This is a genomic window from Parasphingorhabdus sp. (genome assembly GCF_048269865.1).
Lineage (GTDB): Bacteria > Pseudomonadota > Alphaproteobacteria > Sphingomonadales > Sphingomonadaceae > Parasphingorhabdus.
On sequence record NZ_JBLWUA010000003.1, the window covers coordinates 271,220 to 288,766 of the forward strand.

Sequence of the window (17,547 nt, forward strand, 5' to 3'; positions counted from 1 at the left end):
CCATCCATATAGCGTCCCCTATTCCATTCGTTACTACTAAGAACATAGCTAACATGGATGGCGGCGGATTGACAGGAATCAATATTTTCCGAGAAAAGATTCGGTGTAAAAATTCGTAAAGATCATCAACTTGCGACTATTTCGACGACCACTCGCCCTATCGCCTCGCGTTTTTCTAAAACAGCCAAGGCCTGCGCTGCATCACTAAACGGAAAGCGATGAGAAATATGCGGACGCATGACGCTTTGTGTTGCGAGTTCTCTTAGAGCGGCGTTTTGGCGCTTTGCCAGTTCCGGGTCCCGCCGCGGGCTTTCGCCAGCGCGAACACCGATCAGACTATAGGTTTTTATCAACGCATGATTGGCGGGAAAGGAAGGGATGCTGCCGCTGGCAAAGCCGACAATGAGATAACGTCCGTTCCAGGCGATGGCGCGCGTCGCCGTCAGTGCCAGTGTACCACCGACCGGATCAAAAATGACGTCGGCACCTTTTCCCGACGTTATCTCTTTTACCTTGGCGGCTAGCTCCGGGTCAGCCGAATCCAAAATATGGTCCGCGCCCGCCTGCCGGATTGCCGCTCGTTTTTCCTCGCTGGACCCGGTGCCGATCACCGTTGCACCGATATGCTTTGCCATCTTGACTGCGGCCATGCCGACGCCGCCGCTTGCGCCAAGAACAAGCAGGCTTTCTCCCGATTGCAACTGACCGCGTTCGACCAGGGCGTGCCATGCAGTTGACGCGGCTGTTCGCCAGCAGGCCCCTTCGGTGAACGATAAAGACGAGGGGAGAGGGGAGACGGCTGCTTCATTCACTACCCACTGCGCCGCCAGCGCGCCGCCTTTGCCTCCGGCCATTACCCGGTCGCCGGGCTGCACGTACTCGACATCCGGAGCAACCTCGATCACCACGCCGGCTGCCTCCAGTCCAGGCACAAAGGGCGGGTCGGGCCGGAACTGATATTTGCCCTGCGTCATCAGCAGATCCGGAAAATTTAAGCCGGCGGCATGAACGTCGATCCGGACTTCCCCGCTTTGCAACGGCACGGTTTCCCGCTCAACGATCTGGATTGAGGATGGGCCGGTAAGCGCGGTGCAGGTCGCAGCGAGATAGCTTTCCGTCATCGGTCTATTGTCGCGACAATGTCTTTGGTGAATGCTTCGATATCAAAGCGATCTTCAGCTGTGTCATAGCCGCGCCGGACAATGACCAGATTCTTGGAAGGGATGATGACCAGATATTGTCCGCGATTGCCGAACGCGGCAAATGCGTCCTCGGGTATGCCATCAGACTGGTTCATCAGCCAGAAGGTAGCACCGTAGCCAAATTTGCGGCCTTCCGGCTGCGGTCCCGAAGGCGAACTGACATATTCCCGCCAATTGTCCGGCAGCAACCTCTCGCCATTCCACATGCCATTATTGAGATAGAGTATCCCCAGTCGTCCGAGATCGCGGGCTGTGGTCCAGACCTGGCTGGAGAGGATATAATTATCCTGCCAGTCTGTCTCCGCATATGTCCGCGTCATACCCAGATTCTGGAAGAAACCATAAGGGTCGAATTCCGAGTCCACCAACGCGGGCATTCCATTATCGGACCGCTGATACTGAGCTTGCGCAGCCAATACCGCCAACAGCGTATCATTGTTCGCATAGCGGAAGCGAGTGCCCGGTTGATAGAGAAGGGGCCAGATCGGAGCCCGCTCGTTAACAGTGGCACCGCCCATGTAAATTGCGTCTGTGCGGTTGCCAGCGGTATCGCTGACCAGCCCGCTGGCCATACGCATCAGGTTGTCGATTGTAATGAACTGACGCGGATCACCAAATTTCTGCCACTGCGGTATGGCCGCTCTTGCGCTGACATCGACGACGCCTTGCTGCACGGAATGGCCAATCAATGTGCCGGCAATCGATTTCGCCACCGACCAGGTCCGCTGCCCGGTATGGAGATCGTGGCCGCGTTTGTATTTTTCTGCGTGGATTTTACCATCTTGCAGGATCAGCACAGCGCTCGTTTTGCCGCCATAGACCTGCGGTTGAAATGCCCGGTTCACTGCGGACTCAAAGTCTGGTGAACTAGCGGAGGGTTCAGCGACAGCATCTCTGTCACCCATAGGCCAGGGACGATCGTCTCCAAAATCGCGCATTTTGGTCTGTGCACCTGCTTTTATCCCGCCAAGCCCGATCGGCATGGCTGTGCACCCGCTTTTGCGATTCCAGATGGCAACCCGCGGCGGCGCATCATCCGCAAAACGGACGCGAACCTGACGGCCGCTTGCATCCACTTCCTCCGTCAGATCCGGAACAATGTCAGCAATTCTGTCGTAGATTCCGGTAAGTTCGTCGGCCTTGATATCTGCTAGGGACTTTCCGCCATTCCAAAGCCCTGAACAGATAAACTGGGCTTTATACCCGGCCGCCAAAGCCCGATCATAGCGCGCTGATTCAAGTTCCTGAGCAAACGCACTGATCGAAAATAAAGCGCTAAGGGCACAAAGGCTAACCAGTCTTTTTCGCACGCAAATTCTCCCAATATGCCAGCCGTTCGCGGATCTTATGTTCGAAACCCCGATCCACCGGCTGATAAAAATTCTCCGGTACCATCTCATCCGGCCAGTAATTGTCGCCGGAAAAGCCGTCGTCAGTCTCATGATCATAGCTGTAGCCGGCACCATATCCGATATCTTTCATCAGCTTCGTTGGAGCGTTGAGGATATTTTCTGGCGGCATCAGCGAGCCGGTTTGCTTGGCGGACTTCCATGCCTGTTTCTGCGCTTTATACGCAGCGTTGGATTTGGGAGCGGTTGCGCAATAGAGACAGGCTTGGACGATCGCCAGTTCACCCTCTGGACTGCCCAAAAAGGCATAGGCATCCTTTGCGGCCAGCGTCTGCACCAGCGCTTGCGGATCAGCGAGACCGATATCTTCGCTGGCGAAGCGCACAATCCGGCGCAGCACGTAAAGCGGCTCTTCCCCGGCGACCAGCATCCGGGCGAGATAGTAGAGCGAAGCCTGTGGGTCGGAACCGCGCAAAGCTTTGTGCAAGGCGGATATCAGATTATAATGCCCCTCGCGGTCCTTGTCATAGACCGGCATGCGCCGGTGCAATGTTTTAGCGAGCTGGGATGGGTCCAGCGGATCAGCAATATCGAGAGAGAATAGCGTCTCCGCCTGATTGAGCAGAAACCGGCCGTCGCCATCGGCACTTGCGATGAGGGCCTCTCTGGCGCTGTTGGTGAGCGGGAGGGATTTATTTTCCAGCTTTTCCGCTTTTTCCAGAAGACGGCCGAGTGCTACTGTATCGAGCCGATTGAGGATCAATACCTGTGCCCGGCTCAGCAACGCAGCATTCAGTTCAAACGAGGGGTTCTCGGTCGTGGCACCGACCAGCACAACGGTTCCCCGCTCAACATAGGGCAGAAAACTGTCCTGTTGCGACCGATTGAAACGGTGAATTTCATCTACAAACAAGAGCGTCGCCTTGCCGGACTGGAACCGCATTTCGGCCTCGGCAAAGACTTTCTTCAATTCGGCAACACCGGAAAAGACCGCGGATATCGCCTTGAAGTGCAGGTCAGTCTGATCTGCCAGTAACCGCGCCAGACTGGTCTTACCGGTTCCTGGCGGACCCCACAGGATGATCGACGACAGTTTTCCGGCGGCGATCATCCGGCCGATCGTGCCGTCTCTCCCGACTAGGTGATCCTGGCCGACAATGTCTTCAGGCTGGCGCGGCCGCAAGCGATCGGCCAAGGGCGCATCGGGCGTGCTGCGTGTCTCCTCAAGCTTCTCGTTGTCGTCGTCAAACAGGCCCTGCATCGCTAGCGAACGATTGCTTGTTTTATCGGACCGTGACCGGCCTGCCGTTGGCGAACCAATCGGATATAGGTCAGTGCGACCGCATTGTTGATCTGGTCCCAGCTATATTCTTCCGCGCGTTTTTCACCTGCGGAACCATGCTGGTAGCGCAGATCCGGGTTCTCACAATAGGCCTGCAGCGCATCGGCGAATTCCCGGACCGCACCGGGCATTATCAACTTCCCGGACATGTCGTTCTTTACGAGGCTCTGGCTGCCGGTGGCCTTGGCTGCGACCACGGGCAATCCGCACGCCATCGCTTCCAGCGTCACATTGCCAAAGGTTTCAGTGATCGAGGGGTTAAACAGCATATCCATACTGGCAACCGCGCGCCCGAGGTCGCTGCCCTGCTGAAAGCCGGCGAACACAGCATCGGGCATGCGGTCTTCGAACCACTGCTTTGCTGGACCTTCCCCGATTACCAGAACCTTGTGCGCCACCTTGCGGCGCTTCAATTCATCGATTGTATCGGAAAAGACATCCAGACCTTTTTCCATGACCAGCCGTCCGAGAAACCCGATCACTGGCTCATCATCAGCGATGCCGAACGATTGGCGCCATTCCAGATCACGGCGATCGGAATTGAAGATCTCGCGATCCACGCCGCGCGACCAAATGCCGACATCGTAATTCATCCGCTGATCGCGCAGCACTTGGGCCATCGATTCCGATGGCGCCACCAATGCATCACAGCGGCGATAGAGGCGGCGCAATATGGCTTCGATCACCGGCTCCAGAAAGGCCAGATTATAGTAGCGCGGGTAGGTTTCAAAACGCGTGTGGACGGATGCCAGTACCGGAATATTATGACGGCGAGCCCAGGACACCATCTTGTGGCCGACCCGGTCGGGGCTGGAAATCTGCATGATATTCGGGTTGAAGTCGGCTAGATCTTTTTTCACGTCGCCAGAAATACGCGTCGGAAAACGATATTCACCGCGCCCCGGGAACGCGACCGAGGGCACGCTGACCAAGTCGCCGGTTGGCTCAAATGCGGGTGTATCAGTGGTTGGTGAATAGACCCGAACCGCAGCGCCCTGACGCAGCAGATAGTCGACCAGACGGTTGAGTGCCTGGTTGGCGCCATCGCGCACAAAATTATAATTGCCGCTATAAAGCGCAATGCGAAGGTCACTGATTTCCATAGCTGCCTTGAAGCATAGTCAGCAGGGAATTGCCAATATGAACTTGCTCCGCTAGCGGGACAGGATGATCCGGACCGAACTCAAACAGTTGCTGATCAGCAAACCCCGGGCCTTTGGCCCCGAAGGCGAAATGAGCGCGATTGCCAAAATTCCGACCGACCAGAGCTTGTTTCTTGGTTTCGAAGGACTGGAAGGCAATCAGGTCGCCGACCCGCTGCATCATGGCGGACGTGACAAGGCGGTGCATCTTTATCCTGATGACCATTATCCCTTCTGGCGTGAAAAATATCCCGATGTGTCTGTACTGGATCAACCGGGAGCATTTGGTGAAAATTTCAGCTGTACTGGCATGACCGAAACACAGCTTTGTCTCGGTGATGTTTTCCGGATTGGAGACGCCGTGATCGAGTGCAGTCATGCGCGGCAGCCTTGCTGGAAATTGAACCATCGGTTTGGCAAGCCGGACGTCCTGAAAACGGTGATAAAGACCGGCAAGTCGGGCAGCTATTTCCGCGTGCTCGAGGAGGGGACCATCAAGGCGGGCGATATATTCATCCAGCTAGAAAGGCCGTTACCGGACTGGCCGCTGGATCGTTTATTCGGCTTCATCATTGGCGGGAAACATAAGGGGCAGGGGGCTGAATTGAAGGCGCTAGCGGCCAACGCATCATTGGCTGAAACCTGGCGAATTCGGGCTGCGAAACTCGCAGGGATCTAGCCCGTCCACCTATTCAGGCTGAGCTGGTTCCGGTGGGTGCAATCGGAGCCGAGTTACCCTCCGGTCGTCGGCTTCCGTTATCTCCAGAATCCAGCCACTCGGATGTTCCAGCCGTTCTCCTACCGTAGGGATATGCCCGGCCAAGACAAAAGAGAGACCGCCAATTGTATCAACATCTTCTTCGATCTCTTCGAGCGCAGGATCAATCGTTGCGCCAACATCATCCAGCTCGGCGCGAGCATCCGCTTCCCAAATGCCGCTATCGAGTCTGACCAGCAACGGAACGGGCTCGTCATCATGCTCATCCTCGATCTCGCCAGTGATTTCCTCGACAATATCTTCAATCGTAACCAGACCTTCGGTCCCGTTATATTCATCGAAAATAATGGCCAAGTGGGTACGCGTGGCCCGCATTTCGGCAAGCAGGTCGAGCACGCCCATGGATTCCGGCACAAAGCGCGGTTGCCGAAGAAACGGTGTGATATCGTCAGGGAAGGGGCCGCCCTTGGCAACGATGGCGAAAATATCCTTGATGTGGATCATGCCGACGATATTGTCCAAATTCTCGCGAAAGACGGGAATACGACTGTGGCCGTGCTCGGAAAAGATCTCGACGAAATCTTCGAATGAAGAACTTTCTTCGATTGCGATTATGTCCGCGCGCGGGACCGCGATATCGTCGACCCGGTGCTCGCTGAAATGAAGCATATTGCGCAACATTTCCAATTCCAGAGACGATACGTCCGGATTGCCGTTGGCATCGCTCTCAGCATCGTTTTCGTGATCGTCGATGACTTCTTCGATCTGCGCCCGCAGACTATTGTCATCCGTATGGCCGAATAGCAGAGCCTTCAGGCTCCGCCATATTCGCCCCGGTTCCTCTTCCTCTTCCCGGGATTGGCTGCTGCTGCGTGCAGTACTGTTGCCATTGTCATGTTCAACGTCGGTCATATTCGTTATTTGTTACCTGCTTTGCGCTTGTTCTGCATAGGGATCGGAAATGCCCAAAGTCGCCAATGCATTGATCTCGCAATTTTCCATCAATCCTGCGTCTATTTCATTTTCATGGTCATAACCTAGCAAATGCAGGGCTCCGTGCACAACCAAATGTGAGACGTGGTCGGAAAAGGAAATATCTTTTTCGAATGCTTCATTCCGGCATGTTTCGTAAGCGAGAATTATATCACCGAGCAGGGCCTCACCATCATCCGTGTTGGCCAGGGTTTCCAGCAAATCCGGTTGAATTTGCGGGAAGGACAGGACGTTTGTCGGCTTGTCCTTGCCGCGATAAGCCTTGTTGAGCGAATGAACTTCTGCATCGTTCGAGAGCTTGACGCTGACCTCGACCACAAAATTTCGGGAGAGCAGGCCCGCGTGCGAGGACGCGTTAATCGCAGCGTCCACCGATTGAGCGGCCAAGCGCGTCCAGTCCTGCTCACTTCCCCATTCGGCAGACGGGGTCAATTCAGTCTGGAGCATCTTTGCCTTCATAGGCTTCGACAATTCTTCCAACCAGCGGGTGGCGGACCACGTCGCTAGCGCCAAATTGGACAGAGCTGACCCCTTCGATACCTTCCAGCTTGGAAACGGCGTCGGCAAGTCCGGAGACGGCTTCCCTGGGCAAATCGACCTGTTTCGGGTCCCCGCAGATCACCATCCGGCTGTTCATGCCAAATCGGGTCAGAAACATCTTCATTTGGGCCGCAGTGGTATTCTGTGCTTCGTCCAGAATGACGAACGCATCGGAAAGCGTTCGCCCGCGCATGAACGCGATCGGTGCTATCTCAATCTCGCCGCTTTCGATGCGCCGCTCCACCTGCTCGGCAGGCAGTGTGTCGTAAAGGGCATCATAGAGCGGTCGAAGGAACGGATCGACCTTCTCCTTCAAGTCGCCTGGAAGAAAGCCAATCTTCTCACCCGCTTCAACCGCGGGACGCGACAGGATCAGCCGATCAACGGAACCTGTAATCAGCTGCGAAACAGCTTGTGCGACCGCCAGATAGGTTTTCCCGGTACCCGCCGGGCCGAGCGCAAAAATCATGTCATCGCGGGCAAGCGCCTCCATATAATGGGCTTGCCGTACCGAGCGGGGGAAAATCGTTTTTTTGCGCGTCCGGATCATCACCTTCGGCGCGTCGGCGACATTATTCGGCTTGCCGGTATCACCAGAAGGTGATTGCTTCGCCACCTTGGCAATCCGGGGGTCGGCCGCCATGGCGATAATCGCCTCAACCGCACCGTTGTCGATCTCCTGGCCCTGTTCGAGCCGGTTATAAATGCCGGTAAGCACGTCCCGGGCGCGGGTGGCAGCTTCTTCCTCGCCTTCGATCTTCAACTTTGTTCCACGAGCCGCGATATAGACCCCCAGACGGTTTTCGATCGCCACGATATTCCGGTCATATTCTCCGAATAATTCGCCCAATATCTGTGGATCTTCAAATTCCAGATCGAGTTTGATGAGCTTTCCGGCCATTCCGGCTTTCGTTTTTTGGACCATCAGGCAGCGAGTCTTTCTTTGATCTGACCGGTCAGGCTATTCGGGCCGGCCTGGGTGACTTCAATCTCAACCATATCGCCAATCTTGAGGTCAGGCGAAATAATATGCACGGACTGCAGCCAAGGCGTCTTTCCGATCAATTGCCCTTCCAGCTTGCCCTGGCGCTCGAGCAATATATCGGTTTCCCGACCGACTGTATTCTGGTTGAACGCAAATTGCTGTTCGTTCAGCAAGGCTTGCAGCCTTTGCAGCCGTTCATCCATCACTTGCGGCTCGACTTGTTCTTCCATCCCCGCCGCGGGCGTGCCGGGTCGAGGAGAATATTTGAAGGAGAAGGCTTGCGAGTAATTTGCGTCGCGAACAATCTGCAGCGTTTCTTCAAAATCCTGATCGCTTTCTCCGGGAAAGCCGACGATGAAATCGCCCGACAGAGCGATGTCCGGCCGTACAGCGCGCATTTTCTCCAGAATATCGAGATAGCTTGTCGCGCTATGGGAGCGGTTCATTGCCTTCAGAATCCGGTCGCTGCCCGATTGCACGGGCAGATGAAGAAACGGCATCAGCTTTGCTACGTCTCCATGCGCTGCAATCAGGCCTTCGGTCATATCGTTCGGGTGGCTGGTCATGTAGCGTATGCGCTGCAGACCGGAAATCTTGTCGAGGGCCCGAATGAGGCCGTCGAGACCCTGACGTTGCCCCTTTTCGTCCTCTCCGTACCATGCGTTGACATTCTGCCCGAGCAGCGTGATCTCTCTGGCGCCCCCATCCACGAGGGCATGGGCTTCCTTGATCAGGTCGGACCAGGGGCGGGAAATTTCTGCGCCGCGGGTGTACGGCACCACGCAATAGGTGCAAAATTTGTCGCAACCTTCCTGCACCGTCAAAAATGCGTTCGGTCGTGCCTGTTTTCCGCGCGTCGGCAGGACATCAAATTTGGAGGCTGCCGGCATATCCGTGTCGAGCGCTTTCTTGCCGGATTTTGCCACTGCCATCAGTTCCGGCAAGCGATGATAAGCCTGTGGCCCGACGACGATATCGACGCTTGGTGCCCGGCGTGAAATTTCCTTGCCTTCTGCCTGTGCAACACAGCCTGCCACCGCGATCATCGGGCTGGTGCCGTCTTTCCTGCGCAACCTTCCGATGTCGGAATACACTTTATCGACCGCTTTTTCCCGGATGTGGCAGGTGTTGAGCACCACCAGATCAGCATCATCCCCATTTTCGGCCGCGCTCATGCCCTGATCAGCGAGCAGTTCGGCCATCCGCTCGCCATCATAGACGTTCATCTGGCAGCCAAAGGATTTGATGTGGAATTTTTTAGGATCGGCTTGAGTCATAGACCGTGCCTATACAATGGGTTTTCCCCCCAGGGAAGCTGAAAGCGGTTCCGCGATTCTGCGCCGCGCCTCCGCTGCGATTTCTTTCCGGTCGGAACAATGGGCAGGATCAAACGGTTCCAGAAAGTGGACTTCGACCAGAAAGCCGCCACGCCGGGTCAACAGCCGCCATGCGTTAGACGGGGCGCTTTCCTCTCCCGTCCAGCCAATTTCCCAGGCGTGCTCGCCATAGTTCAGAAATATAGGCTGGACCATGATGCCGGGTGGGGGAGGGTCGAGCACTTTTAGCAATGGCGCCTTGAACGGGAGCAGGGTTGAGCCATCGGTCGTCGTACCTTCGGGAAAGATCGTAATCGCCCAAGTCTCCTCAAGAGCATCACGCAATTGGTTGATCTGCCGGGCAATGCCCATTCGGTCCGAGCGCGATACAAACACCGTGTCATTGAGCCGACAAAGCCAGCCAATGATGGGCCAGTTGCCGATTTCTTCCTTCGAGACGAAAGCAGTGCCGCTATGGCCGCCCAGAATGACAATATCGACCCAGGATAGATGGTTGGAAATGAAAAAGACGTCCCGTTTGATCGGCACGCCGATAATCTTTACCCGGGCCCCGCAAGCGAAGGCTGCGATCTTGAGAAATGTGCGTGGCCAAGGGTTGGGCAATCGCAATATTCGCCAGATATAGTAAAAGGGGATGCAGACGAGCAGCGCGGTAACGAGGAGCGCCACGCGCAAGATAAATCTTATATAGCCCATCGGTGTTGCTCCATCCCACAGCCTATATGCCATCGGCTGTGTGTCGCAAGGCCTTGCGTCCGGGTCGGGGTTTGGCAGATCAGTTTTTTCTGGCGAGAGATACGCCATAGAGCTCCATGCGGTGATCTACCAGGCGATAGCCCAGCTTTTCGGCGATCTGCTTTTGCAGTGCTTCCAGTTCCGGATCGACAAATTCAATAACCCGACCGGTTTCGACATCGATAAGATGATCGTGATGCGCTTCCGGAACGGCTTCATAGCGAGCGCGACCATCGCCAAAGTCATGGCGATCCAATATGCCGGCTTCTTCGAACAATCGAACCGTGCGATACACGGTTGCGATCGAAATCCGGGAATCCACGGCTGATGCCCGTTCGTGCAGTGTTTCCACGTCGGGATGATCTTCTGCATCGGAAATGACGCGGGCTATCACACGACGTTGATCGGTGATGCGGAGCCCTTTTTCCGCACATAATGCTTCAAGATCAATTTTCTGGGGCATGGAACCTTTCCGTTACTCTGGAGGAAGACTCTATGCGGGGCAGGGGATATTGCAAAGAGAAAATTGCGGCAGGTTCGCCGCAATTTTCTAAATTCAACGCAAAAGAAAACGCACTAGTTCTTTTTGCCCTTTTTCTTGCCCAGACCGATCGCCTTGGCAAGCTGACGCCGCTTTTCCGCATAATTTGGCGCTACCATCGGATAATCATTGGGAAGTCCCCATTTTGCGCGGTAATCTTCGGGGGTCATTCCGTAATGCGTCATCAAATGGCGTTTCAACATTTTCAGTTTTTTGCCATCCTCGAGACAAACCACATAATCTGGCTTGATCGACGACTTGATGGGGACAGCCGGCTCTGGACGGGCCTGTTCTGCGGCTTGACCGGAAAGTCCTGAGAGTGCTCCATGAACACTGCTGATGATAAGCGGTAGATCCGATACCGCGACGCTGTTGTTGCTGACATGCGCAGCAACGATGTCTGAAGTGAGCGTAATCAACGTCTCATTCAGAGCAATCTCTTCCTCTGTCATATTCTATTACCTTTGTGCGACCGTTATTTTTATATTGCAGATACTGCGAGGCGTTATTTACACGAACTTTGACGCGCTGCAACACTCAATAGGATCAACGATTATTTTAGATGGTTAACACGGTTTTGTAAGTAATCGCGTCAAACTTTTCCATATCCGGGCCGGTATAATAGGCCTTGCGCCGCCCTATCTGGTGAAAACCGAATTTTTTGTAGAGTTTTTCCGCCGGATTGTCGGCTCTCATTTCTAGGAAGACAAAGACTACGTTATCGGCGCGTGCTTTCTGCAGCACATGTTCAAGTAAAAGATAACCAATTCCTTTGCCCTGGATGTCGGGAGAAACGGCAATCATCAACAGCTCTTCCTCATCTGCGGCCTGCCGGCTAATCGCGAATCCGCAGGCAACACCGCCCTGGCTGGCTATCAGTAGCTTTGCACTCGGCATGGCCAGCATTGATCGGCACTGGTGGTGGTTCCAGCCTTCACCATATGTTTTGGGAAAGGCGGATTCCATAACGGTCATGACGGCAGTGAGGTCGGAAAGATCTCCGGCCCGGATCTCGACCGGTTCACCCGCATGATCGTCACCCAAGCTTTGGCGGCTAGCCATTGCTCAGACGATTGTCGCTGGCTGGGCGTCTGGTTTGCGTCCGTAAGTCGCTGTGGCAGGCATGTTTTTCATCTGGTCAACCACTAAAGAGATGTCCGCCGCGTTTGGCAATATAGGAAAATGAATATCGGGAGCCACAACAGCGGCCAATTCAGCCGCAGCGGACCCCGCGATCACGTCTGCCTTCACGGCGCTCGCGGCCTGTTCGGGGGTAAGTGTTTTGAACGGCTCCATCGGGTGCCCGGTTTCGAAGAAGTTCTGCAGATAATATTCGCCATGCCCGGCCTGCATGACCACGCACACGGGCTGCGGCGTGTCCAATCGTCGCAGCGCTTGCGCGGCTACAATCGCCAGACAATTATATCCCCGCGCGTCCGCACCCCAGGCCAGAGCCAGGGCCTTGGCCGCAGAAATACCGATACGGACCCCGGTAAAGCTGCCCGGTCCGCAATTCACCAATATTCGATCCGCTCTGCCGCAGTCTGTCAGTTGCTCGATAGCCGGAATCAGTTTTTCCGCATGACCGCGGCCTATCTCGGCATAGCTGGACCCGATCATCGCACCATCCTCAAACAATGCAACAGAACATGCGATCGTAGCGGTATCGATAGCGAGAAGGCGCTCGCCCATTAACAGGTCAGATCAAGCTGTTGAATTTGTCAAAATCCGGACGCGGGCTGCGATCAAATATTGTCGATGGATCGCCATAGCCCAGTGTCGAAATAAAGTTCGATTTGACGTTGGGTTGATCGCCGAAAAACTCTTTATCGACGGCGTCATTGTCGAAGCCGGACATGGGGCCGGTATCGAGGCCAAGGGCCCGAGCCGCCATGATGAAATAGGCTCCCTGCAAAGAACTGTTGCGCAGCGCGTGAATTTTGCGGGCTTCCGGATCACCCTCAAACCAGCTTTTCGCATCGGCGTGAGGGAAAAGCTCGGGCAGATGTTCATGGAAATTTTCATCCATACCGATAATAACCGCCGCAGGCGCCTTGCGTATTTTGTCTTCATTTCCTGCCGAAGCCAAATCTGCCAGCCGGTCGCGAGATTGCTGACTGTGGCACCAGATCAGGCGCGATGGCAGCATGTTTGCGCTGGTCGGGCCCATTTTCATCAGATTCCAGATATCATGCAGTTGCTCTACAGATACGGGTTTATCATGATAGCCATTATAGGTCCGCGCTTCGAGAAATAGCTGATCGAGCGATGCCTGACCGAGGGGTGAATTCATATTTCTGCCTTTGATCTATTGTTGTTTATGCGGCCTGGACGTCGCTGACCTCTGGCACATAATGCTTGAGGAGGGATTCGATCCCATGTTTCAGCGTGGCTGTGGAAGAGGGGCATCCCGCGCAAGCACCCTGCATTTTAAGGAATACCGTTCCCTTGTTGAAACCGCGGTAAATAATATCCCCGCCGTCATTGGCGACCGCAGGACGGACCCGGGTTTCGATAAGCTCTTTGATCTGAGCCACAATATCGGCATCTTCCGGATCGTCGTGGACCTCTTCTTCGGGCGGTACAACAATGTCGCCCGCACTGCCGGGCTTGAAAAGGGGCAATCCGGCGGAGAAATGATCGAGCAAAATACTCAGCACCTGAGGCTTCTGGTCGCTCCAGTCTGCTCCTGGTCCACAGGTTACAGAGATGAAGTCAGAACCAAAGAAAACGCCGGTCACATCCCCGAGCGAAAAAAGCGCCTCTGCCAGCGGTGACACTTCGGCATCTTCCGGCGACGCAAAATCGCGAGTGCCGTCCGTCATCACCGGCTGTCCCAGCAGGAATTTGAGGGTTGAGGGGTTGGGTGTTTTTTCGGTTTCAATCAACATAGATGTTATCTGGCGATTATAGGGCGTGCGATCAAGGGCAAAACGGTCGAAACCCTGCGCTGCTGAAAAAGTATGTCAGGAATATTCACTGGTCAGTAAGATTGGGGCTGCTTATATCCGCTGCATGAAACGATCAACCTGCCATCCGGCACTCCAATATTCCTTTTTCCTCATATTGCTGTGCCTGCTGGGCGTTCCCGGCGTGGCGGTCGCGCAAACAGCGACCGCTGACGACACAGTTCCCTGGCTATACGAAAATAGCGACATTCCCGTCGACAAAACCTGGACGTTTGGGGAATTGGACAATGGCTTGCGCTATGCGGTGAAGCATAACGGTGTGCCGCCCGGACAAGTTTCGATCCGGCTCCGGATGGACGTTGGGTCCCTGATGGAAAAAGACGATGAGCAGGGTTTTGCGCATTTCATGGAGCATCTGACCTTTCGCGGCTCAACGCATGTTCCGGACGGCGAAGCCAAGCGTGTTTGGCAGCGGCTTGGCGCAACATTCGGGAGCGACAGCAACGCTGAAACAACACCGACGCAAACCGTTTACAAACTCGATCTGCCCAACGCTAACGCTGCAAGCCTCGATGAAAGCCTCAAAATATTGTCGGGTATGATCCGTTCGCCCGGTCTGAGCACAAAGGCGGTTAACGCGGAGCGTCCGGTTGTCTTGGCCGAGTTGCGAGAGCGCGCCGGACCGCAGACCCAAGTCCAGAATGCGACTAGGGAATTGTTCTTTGCCGGGCAGCGTCTGGCCAATCGTGCGCCGATCGGGACGCCGGAGACCTTGAGTGCTGCAACACCAAAAATGCTCAAACAATTTCATCAGCGTTGGTACCGGCCCGAGAATACGGTTATCGTGATCGCCGGCGACGAGGATCCCGCTTTGTTTGTCGAACTGTTGAACAAACATTTTTCCCAATGGCAGGCTGACGGGAAGGCAGGCGTGATTCCCGATTTTGGTCAGCCGCAGGACTTGTCCGAAATCAGCGAGGTTTTGATAGAACCGACCTTGCCGAGATTCATTTCCATGATCATCGCACGTCCCTGGGAGCAGGTCGCGGATACGATCGTCTATAATCAACAAATATTGATTGATCTGCTGGCTATGCAGATGATCAACCGGCGCCTCGAAGCAGGGGCAAGGGCAGGGGGCAGCTATTTGCAGGCGGCGGTCGGTCAGGATGACGTCAGCCGTTCGGTTGACGGGACATTTGTCAATATCATCCCGCTTGGTGAGGACTGGGAGGCCGCGCTCCACGACGTACGGGCTATCATCAGTGACGCGACCACTGTCGCGCCGTCTGAACAGGATATCGCGCGCGAGCTTGCGGAGTTCGATGCGGCACTGGCCATTGGTGTCGAAAGCTATCAAACCGAAGCTGCGCGCAAGCAGGCGGACAATATCATTAATGCGGTTGATATCCACGAGACCGTAGCGACGCCGCAGGTGGCGCTGGATGTCTTCCGCGATATGCGGCACCTGTATACGCCGGAGCGTTTGCTTGAATCCACGCGCAAGCTTTTCTCGGGGGTTACCTCTCGGGTTCTGCTTTCATCTCCGGTTGCCGTGGAAAACGGTCAGGCGAGGCTGGCGGCAGCGTTAACCCGCCCTGTTGATGCTGCCAGCGACGCGCGTGTCGTTCAGTCCGATATCGGATTTGATTCGCTCAAAGCGATAGGAAAAAAGGGCGCGATCAAAACGTCCCGGCAAATAGGGAATTTCGATATGGAGCAGCTGGAGCTCGCCAATGGGGTGAGGGTGCTGCTGTTTCCGAATACGGCTGAGCGCAACAAGATCATGGTCAATGCTCGCTTCGGCAAAGGCTACAGAGGCCTGCCGTCTGATCAGGAAACGCTGGCATGGTCCGGTGCGATGGCGCTGATGGCGAGCGGCGTCGGCGATCTGGGCCAGGAGGAACTCGACAAGATTACCACCGGACGGAGGATAGGCCTGGGCTTCGGGATCGACGATGATGCCTACGAGATCAGTGCCGAAACACGGCCATCTGACCTCGAGGATCAGTTACACTTGATCGCGGCCAAGCTGGCCTTTCCGCGTTGGGATGCCGCGCCTGTCATGCGCAGCAAGGCTGCCGCCTTGATCGGCTATGACAGTTTTTCGGCCTCTCCCCAGGCGGTTCTCGAACGCGATCTGGAATGGCTCCTCCGGGGCAAGGATCCGCGCTGGAAGACGCCCGACAAAGCCGACTTCAACAAGCTGACTGCGGAGAATTTTAAACAATTCTGGGAGCCGATTCTGGCCAGCGGACCGGTGGAACTGATGTTGTTTGGCGATTTCGACCGGGATCAGGCGGTGGAGGCCATTCTGAAGACATTTGGCGCACTGAAGCGCCGCGACGCTCCGCCGGTGTCAGCCGACACAGTCTCACCGGAATTTCCAACGCCAAAAGAAAATCCGGTGATTCTTGTGCACAAAGGCGACAAGGAAAGAGCTGCCGCCATGGTCGCCTGGCCGACGGGTGGAGGGCTTGCCAATGTGAGAGAAAGCCGCAGGCTGGAAGTGCTGACATCGATTTTCAATGATCGGTTGTTCGAAATACTCCGGTCGCAGCAGGGTGCGAGCTATAGCCCGCAGGTGGTGAACAGCTGGCCGGTCGATTTCCAGTCTGGCGGATATATTGGCGCGCAGAGCCAGCTGACGCCGGACAATATCGACCGCTTTTATGAGGTCGTGGACAGCATTGCCAAAGACCTCCGGGAGAAGCCGATCAGTGCGGATGAGTTGCAGCGCGTGGTAGAACCCTTGCGACAGCTTATCGCCCGGGCCAGCAGCGGCAACAGTTTCTGGATGAGTCAGCTGGAAGGAGCGACCTTCAATCCGCAGAAGTTTGTCGCGCTGCAAAGCCTGCTCAGTGACTATACCGTCATTACGCCGGAACAAGTGCAGGCTCTTGCGATCAAATATTTTGATGAGGAAAAGGAATGGAAGCTGGCGGTTCTGCCGGAATCAAAAAATGTGGCGGCGAACGATAATGATCCGGTCGCAGCACCATCGGCCAAGGCCAGCCGCCGCTAGATAGAGTCGACCAGCGCCAGTATCTGTTCGTTGGTCGGCCGCTTCTTGTAGTCGCCCGACACCCATTTCGCGACAATCATCCCGGATTTGTCGATCACAAACACCGATGCATAGGGAACGCCAACCGCGCGGCCTTCGGAATATTGGGGATCACGCAAGCCAAAAGCGTCAATGACCGCAGATGGCTGGTCGGACAACATTTCATATCGCAACATCTGGTTTTTCGCGAAACGCTGCTGTTGCTCGGGGCTGTCATAGCTCAGGCCATACAGGTTGTAGCCGCGCTCCTTCAATTCAGGAACAAGCGCGTTGATCGACTTCAATTGCGTTTGACAATAAGGACACCATTCAACCGACCGCGTAAACACGACCACGGCTGCTCCTTTTTCGAGAATATCGGCAAATGTGGTCTCCCCTTGATCGTCAAGCAGGCGCGCTTCCATCGGAACCTGCTCACCAACCGCCAGTCCGGCGTTAATCGTCTGCGCTTCCGTGATCGGCGCAACAAGGGCTTTCGGTTTGGATGCGACCTCGTTCTCGCTGTCGCCTTCTGGAGCGGCGCTGGAACAAGCAGAAAGAGTCATGGCTAGCAGGGACGACAGGATTGCGGCGGTCGGGTTCATGACAATATCCATTCTAAAATCTTGTCAATCATTCGCCCGCAAACGGTATCGGGTTACAACGCTCGATATTTAATTCAATATCGCACCATTGGAGGCCGCATTTCTG

Annotated in this window: 18 protein-coding genes; 2 read left to right on the forward strand and 16 right to left on the reverse strand. The window is 55.3% G+C overall.

Going from position 1 to position 17,547, the window contains the following annotated elements; all coding sequences use genetic code 11:
- Positions 1 to 125 precede the first annotated feature (125 nt).
- From ACN0WW_RS05615 to ACN0WW_RS05630, 4 genes are read right to left on the reverse strand one after another with little or no spacing between them, the layout of a single operon-like run.
- The gene (locus tag ACN0WW_RS05615; protein WP_417610264.1) at positions 126 to 1,121 is read right to left on the reverse strand and encodes an NADPH:quinone oxidoreductase family protein; all 996 of its coding nucleotides are present in this window, start codon (positions 1,119 to 1,121) and stop codon (positions 126 to 128) included.
- Positions 1,118 to 2,512, reverse strand: a complete 1,395-nt coding sequence (locus ACN0WW_RS05620; protein ID WP_417610266.1) for a serine hydrolase domain-containing protein — start codon at positions 2,510 to 2,512, stop codon at positions 1,118 to 1,120. The genes ACN0WW_RS05615 and ACN0WW_RS05620 overlap by 4 nt, the downstream gene beginning before the upstream one ends.
- The gene (locus ACN0WW_RS05625; protein ID WP_417610268.1) at positions 2,493 to 3,812 is read right to left on the reverse strand and encodes a replication-associated recombination protein A; all 1,320 of its coding nucleotides are present in this window, start codon (positions 3,810 to 3,812) and stop codon (positions 2,493 to 2,495) included. Before ACN0WW_RS05625 ends, ACN0WW_RS05620 begins: the two co-directional genes overlap by 20 nt.
- Positions 3,813 to 3,814: 2 nt before the next feature.
- Positions 3,815 to 4,996, reverse strand: coding sequence for a glycosyltransferase family 4 protein (locus ACN0WW_RS05630; protein WP_417610270.1), 1,182 nt, complete (start codon positions 4,994 to 4,996; stop codon positions 3,815 to 3,817).
- A 64-nt stretch (positions 4,997 to 5,060) separates the two neighbouring features.
- Between ACN0WW_RS05630 and ACN0WW_RS05635 the strand changes: the two genes are divergently transcribed.
- The gene (locus ACN0WW_RS05635; RefSeq protein ID WP_417610272.1) at positions 5,061 to 5,714 is read left to right on the forward strand and encodes an MOSC domain-containing protein; all 654 of its coding nucleotides are present in this window, start codon (positions 5,061 to 5,063) and stop codon (positions 5,712 to 5,714) included.
- 9 nt (positions 5,715 to 5,723) lie between these two features.
- Here the strand turns inward: ACN0WW_RS05635 and ACN0WW_RS05640 are convergent, their stop codons facing one another.
- The 11 genes from ACN0WW_RS05640 to ACN0WW_RS05690 all read right to left on the reverse strand — a co-directional run bounded on the left by ACN0WW_RS05640 (position 5,724) and on the right by ACN0WW_RS05690 (position 13,775).
- The gene (locus tag ACN0WW_RS05640) at positions 5,724 to 6,665 is read right to left on the reverse strand and encodes a hemolysin family protein (protein ID WP_417610274.1); all 942 of its coding nucleotides are present in this window, start codon (positions 6,663 to 6,665) and stop codon (positions 5,724 to 5,726) included.
- Between the two features lie 12 nt (positions 6,666 to 6,677).
- On the reverse strand, positions 6,678 to 7,193 hold the full coding sequence (ybeY, locus tag ACN0WW_RS05645; RefSeq protein WP_417610276.1) for an rRNA maturation RNase YbeY: 516 nt from the start codon (positions 7,191 to 7,193) through the stop codon (positions 6,678 to 6,680).
- Positions 7,180 to 8,187, reverse strand: a complete 1,008-nt coding sequence (locus ACN0WW_RS05650) for a PhoH family protein (RefSeq protein ID WP_417610278.1) — start codon at positions 8,185 to 8,187, stop codon at positions 7,180 to 7,182. Before ACN0WW_RS05650 ends, ybeY begins: the two co-directional genes overlap by 14 nt.
- Before the next feature lie 23 nt (positions 8,188 to 8,210).
- Positions 8,211 to 9,548 carry a tRNA (N6-isopentenyl adenosine(37)-C2)-methylthiotransferase MiaB gene (gene miaB, locus ACN0WW_RS05655; protein WP_417610280.1) on the reverse strand — a complete coding sequence of 446 codons (1,338 nt, stop codon included), beginning with the start codon at positions 9,546 to 9,548 and terminating at the stop codon, positions 8,211 to 8,213.
- A gap of 9 nt (positions 9,549 to 9,557) precedes the next feature.
- Positions 9,558 to 10,304 carry a lysophospholipid acyltransferase family protein gene (locus ACN0WW_RS05660; protein ID WP_417610282.1) on the reverse strand — a complete coding sequence of 249 codons (747 nt, stop codon included), beginning with the start codon at positions 10,302 to 10,304 and terminating at the stop codon, positions 9,558 to 9,560.
- 79 nt (positions 10,305 to 10,383) lie between these two features.
- Complete coding sequence (locus tag ACN0WW_RS05665) at positions 10,384 to 10,806, reverse strand: Fur family transcriptional regulator (protein WP_417610284.1); 423 nt, start codon at positions 10,804 to 10,806, stop codon at positions 10,384 to 10,386.
- A 113-nt stretch (positions 10,807 to 10,919) separates the two neighbouring features.
- A complete protein-coding gene (locus ACN0WW_RS05670) occupies positions 10,920 to 11,336 on the reverse strand; it encodes a MucR family transcriptional regulator (RefSeq protein ID WP_417610286.1) in 417 nt (138 codons plus the stop codon).
- Between the two features lie 106 nt (positions 11,337 to 11,442).
- Positions 11,443 to 11,928 carry a ribosomal protein S18-alanine N-acetyltransferase gene (rimI, locus tag ACN0WW_RS05675; RefSeq protein ID WP_417610288.1) on the reverse strand — a complete coding sequence of 162 codons (486 nt, stop codon included), beginning with the start codon at positions 11,926 to 11,928 and terminating at the stop codon, positions 11,443 to 11,445.
- Between the two features lie 21 nt (positions 11,929 to 11,949).
- Positions 11,950 to 12,576: a tRNA (adenosine(37)-N6)-threonylcarbamoyltransferase complex dimerization subunit type 1 TsaB gene (tsaB, locus tag ACN0WW_RS05680; protein ID WP_417610290.1), complete on the reverse strand. Its 627-nt coding sequence runs from the start codon at positions 12,574 to 12,576 to the stop codon at positions 11,950 to 11,952.
- Positions 12,577 to 12,583: 7 nt separating this feature from the next.
- Positions 12,584 to 13,177, reverse strand: coding sequence for a malonic semialdehyde reductase (locus ACN0WW_RS05685; protein WP_417610292.1), 594 nt, complete (start codon positions 13,175 to 13,177; stop codon positions 12,584 to 12,586).
- A 25-nt stretch (positions 13,178 to 13,202) separates the two neighbouring features.
- Positions 13,203 to 13,775, reverse strand: coding sequence for a NifU family protein (locus ACN0WW_RS05690; RefSeq protein WP_417610294.1), 573 nt, complete (start codon positions 13,773 to 13,775; stop codon positions 13,203 to 13,205).
- A 124-nt stretch (positions 13,776 to 13,899) separates the two neighbouring features.
- Between ACN0WW_RS05690 and ACN0WW_RS05695 the strand changes: the two genes are divergently transcribed.
- Positions 13,900 to 16,818 carry a M16 family metallopeptidase gene (locus ACN0WW_RS05695; protein WP_417610296.1) on the forward strand — a complete coding sequence of 973 codons (2,919 nt, stop codon included), beginning with the start codon at positions 13,900 to 13,902 and terminating at the stop codon, positions 16,816 to 16,818.
- Here the strand turns inward: ACN0WW_RS05695 and ACN0WW_RS05700 are convergent.
- On the reverse strand, positions 16,815 to 17,441 hold the full coding sequence (locus tag ACN0WW_RS05700; protein WP_417610298.1) for a peroxiredoxin family protein: 627 nt from the start codon (positions 17,439 to 17,441) through the stop codon (positions 16,815 to 16,817). The genes ACN0WW_RS05695 and ACN0WW_RS05700 overlap by 4 nt on opposite strands.
- Between the last annotated feature and the right edge of the window lie 106 nt (positions 17,442 to 17,547).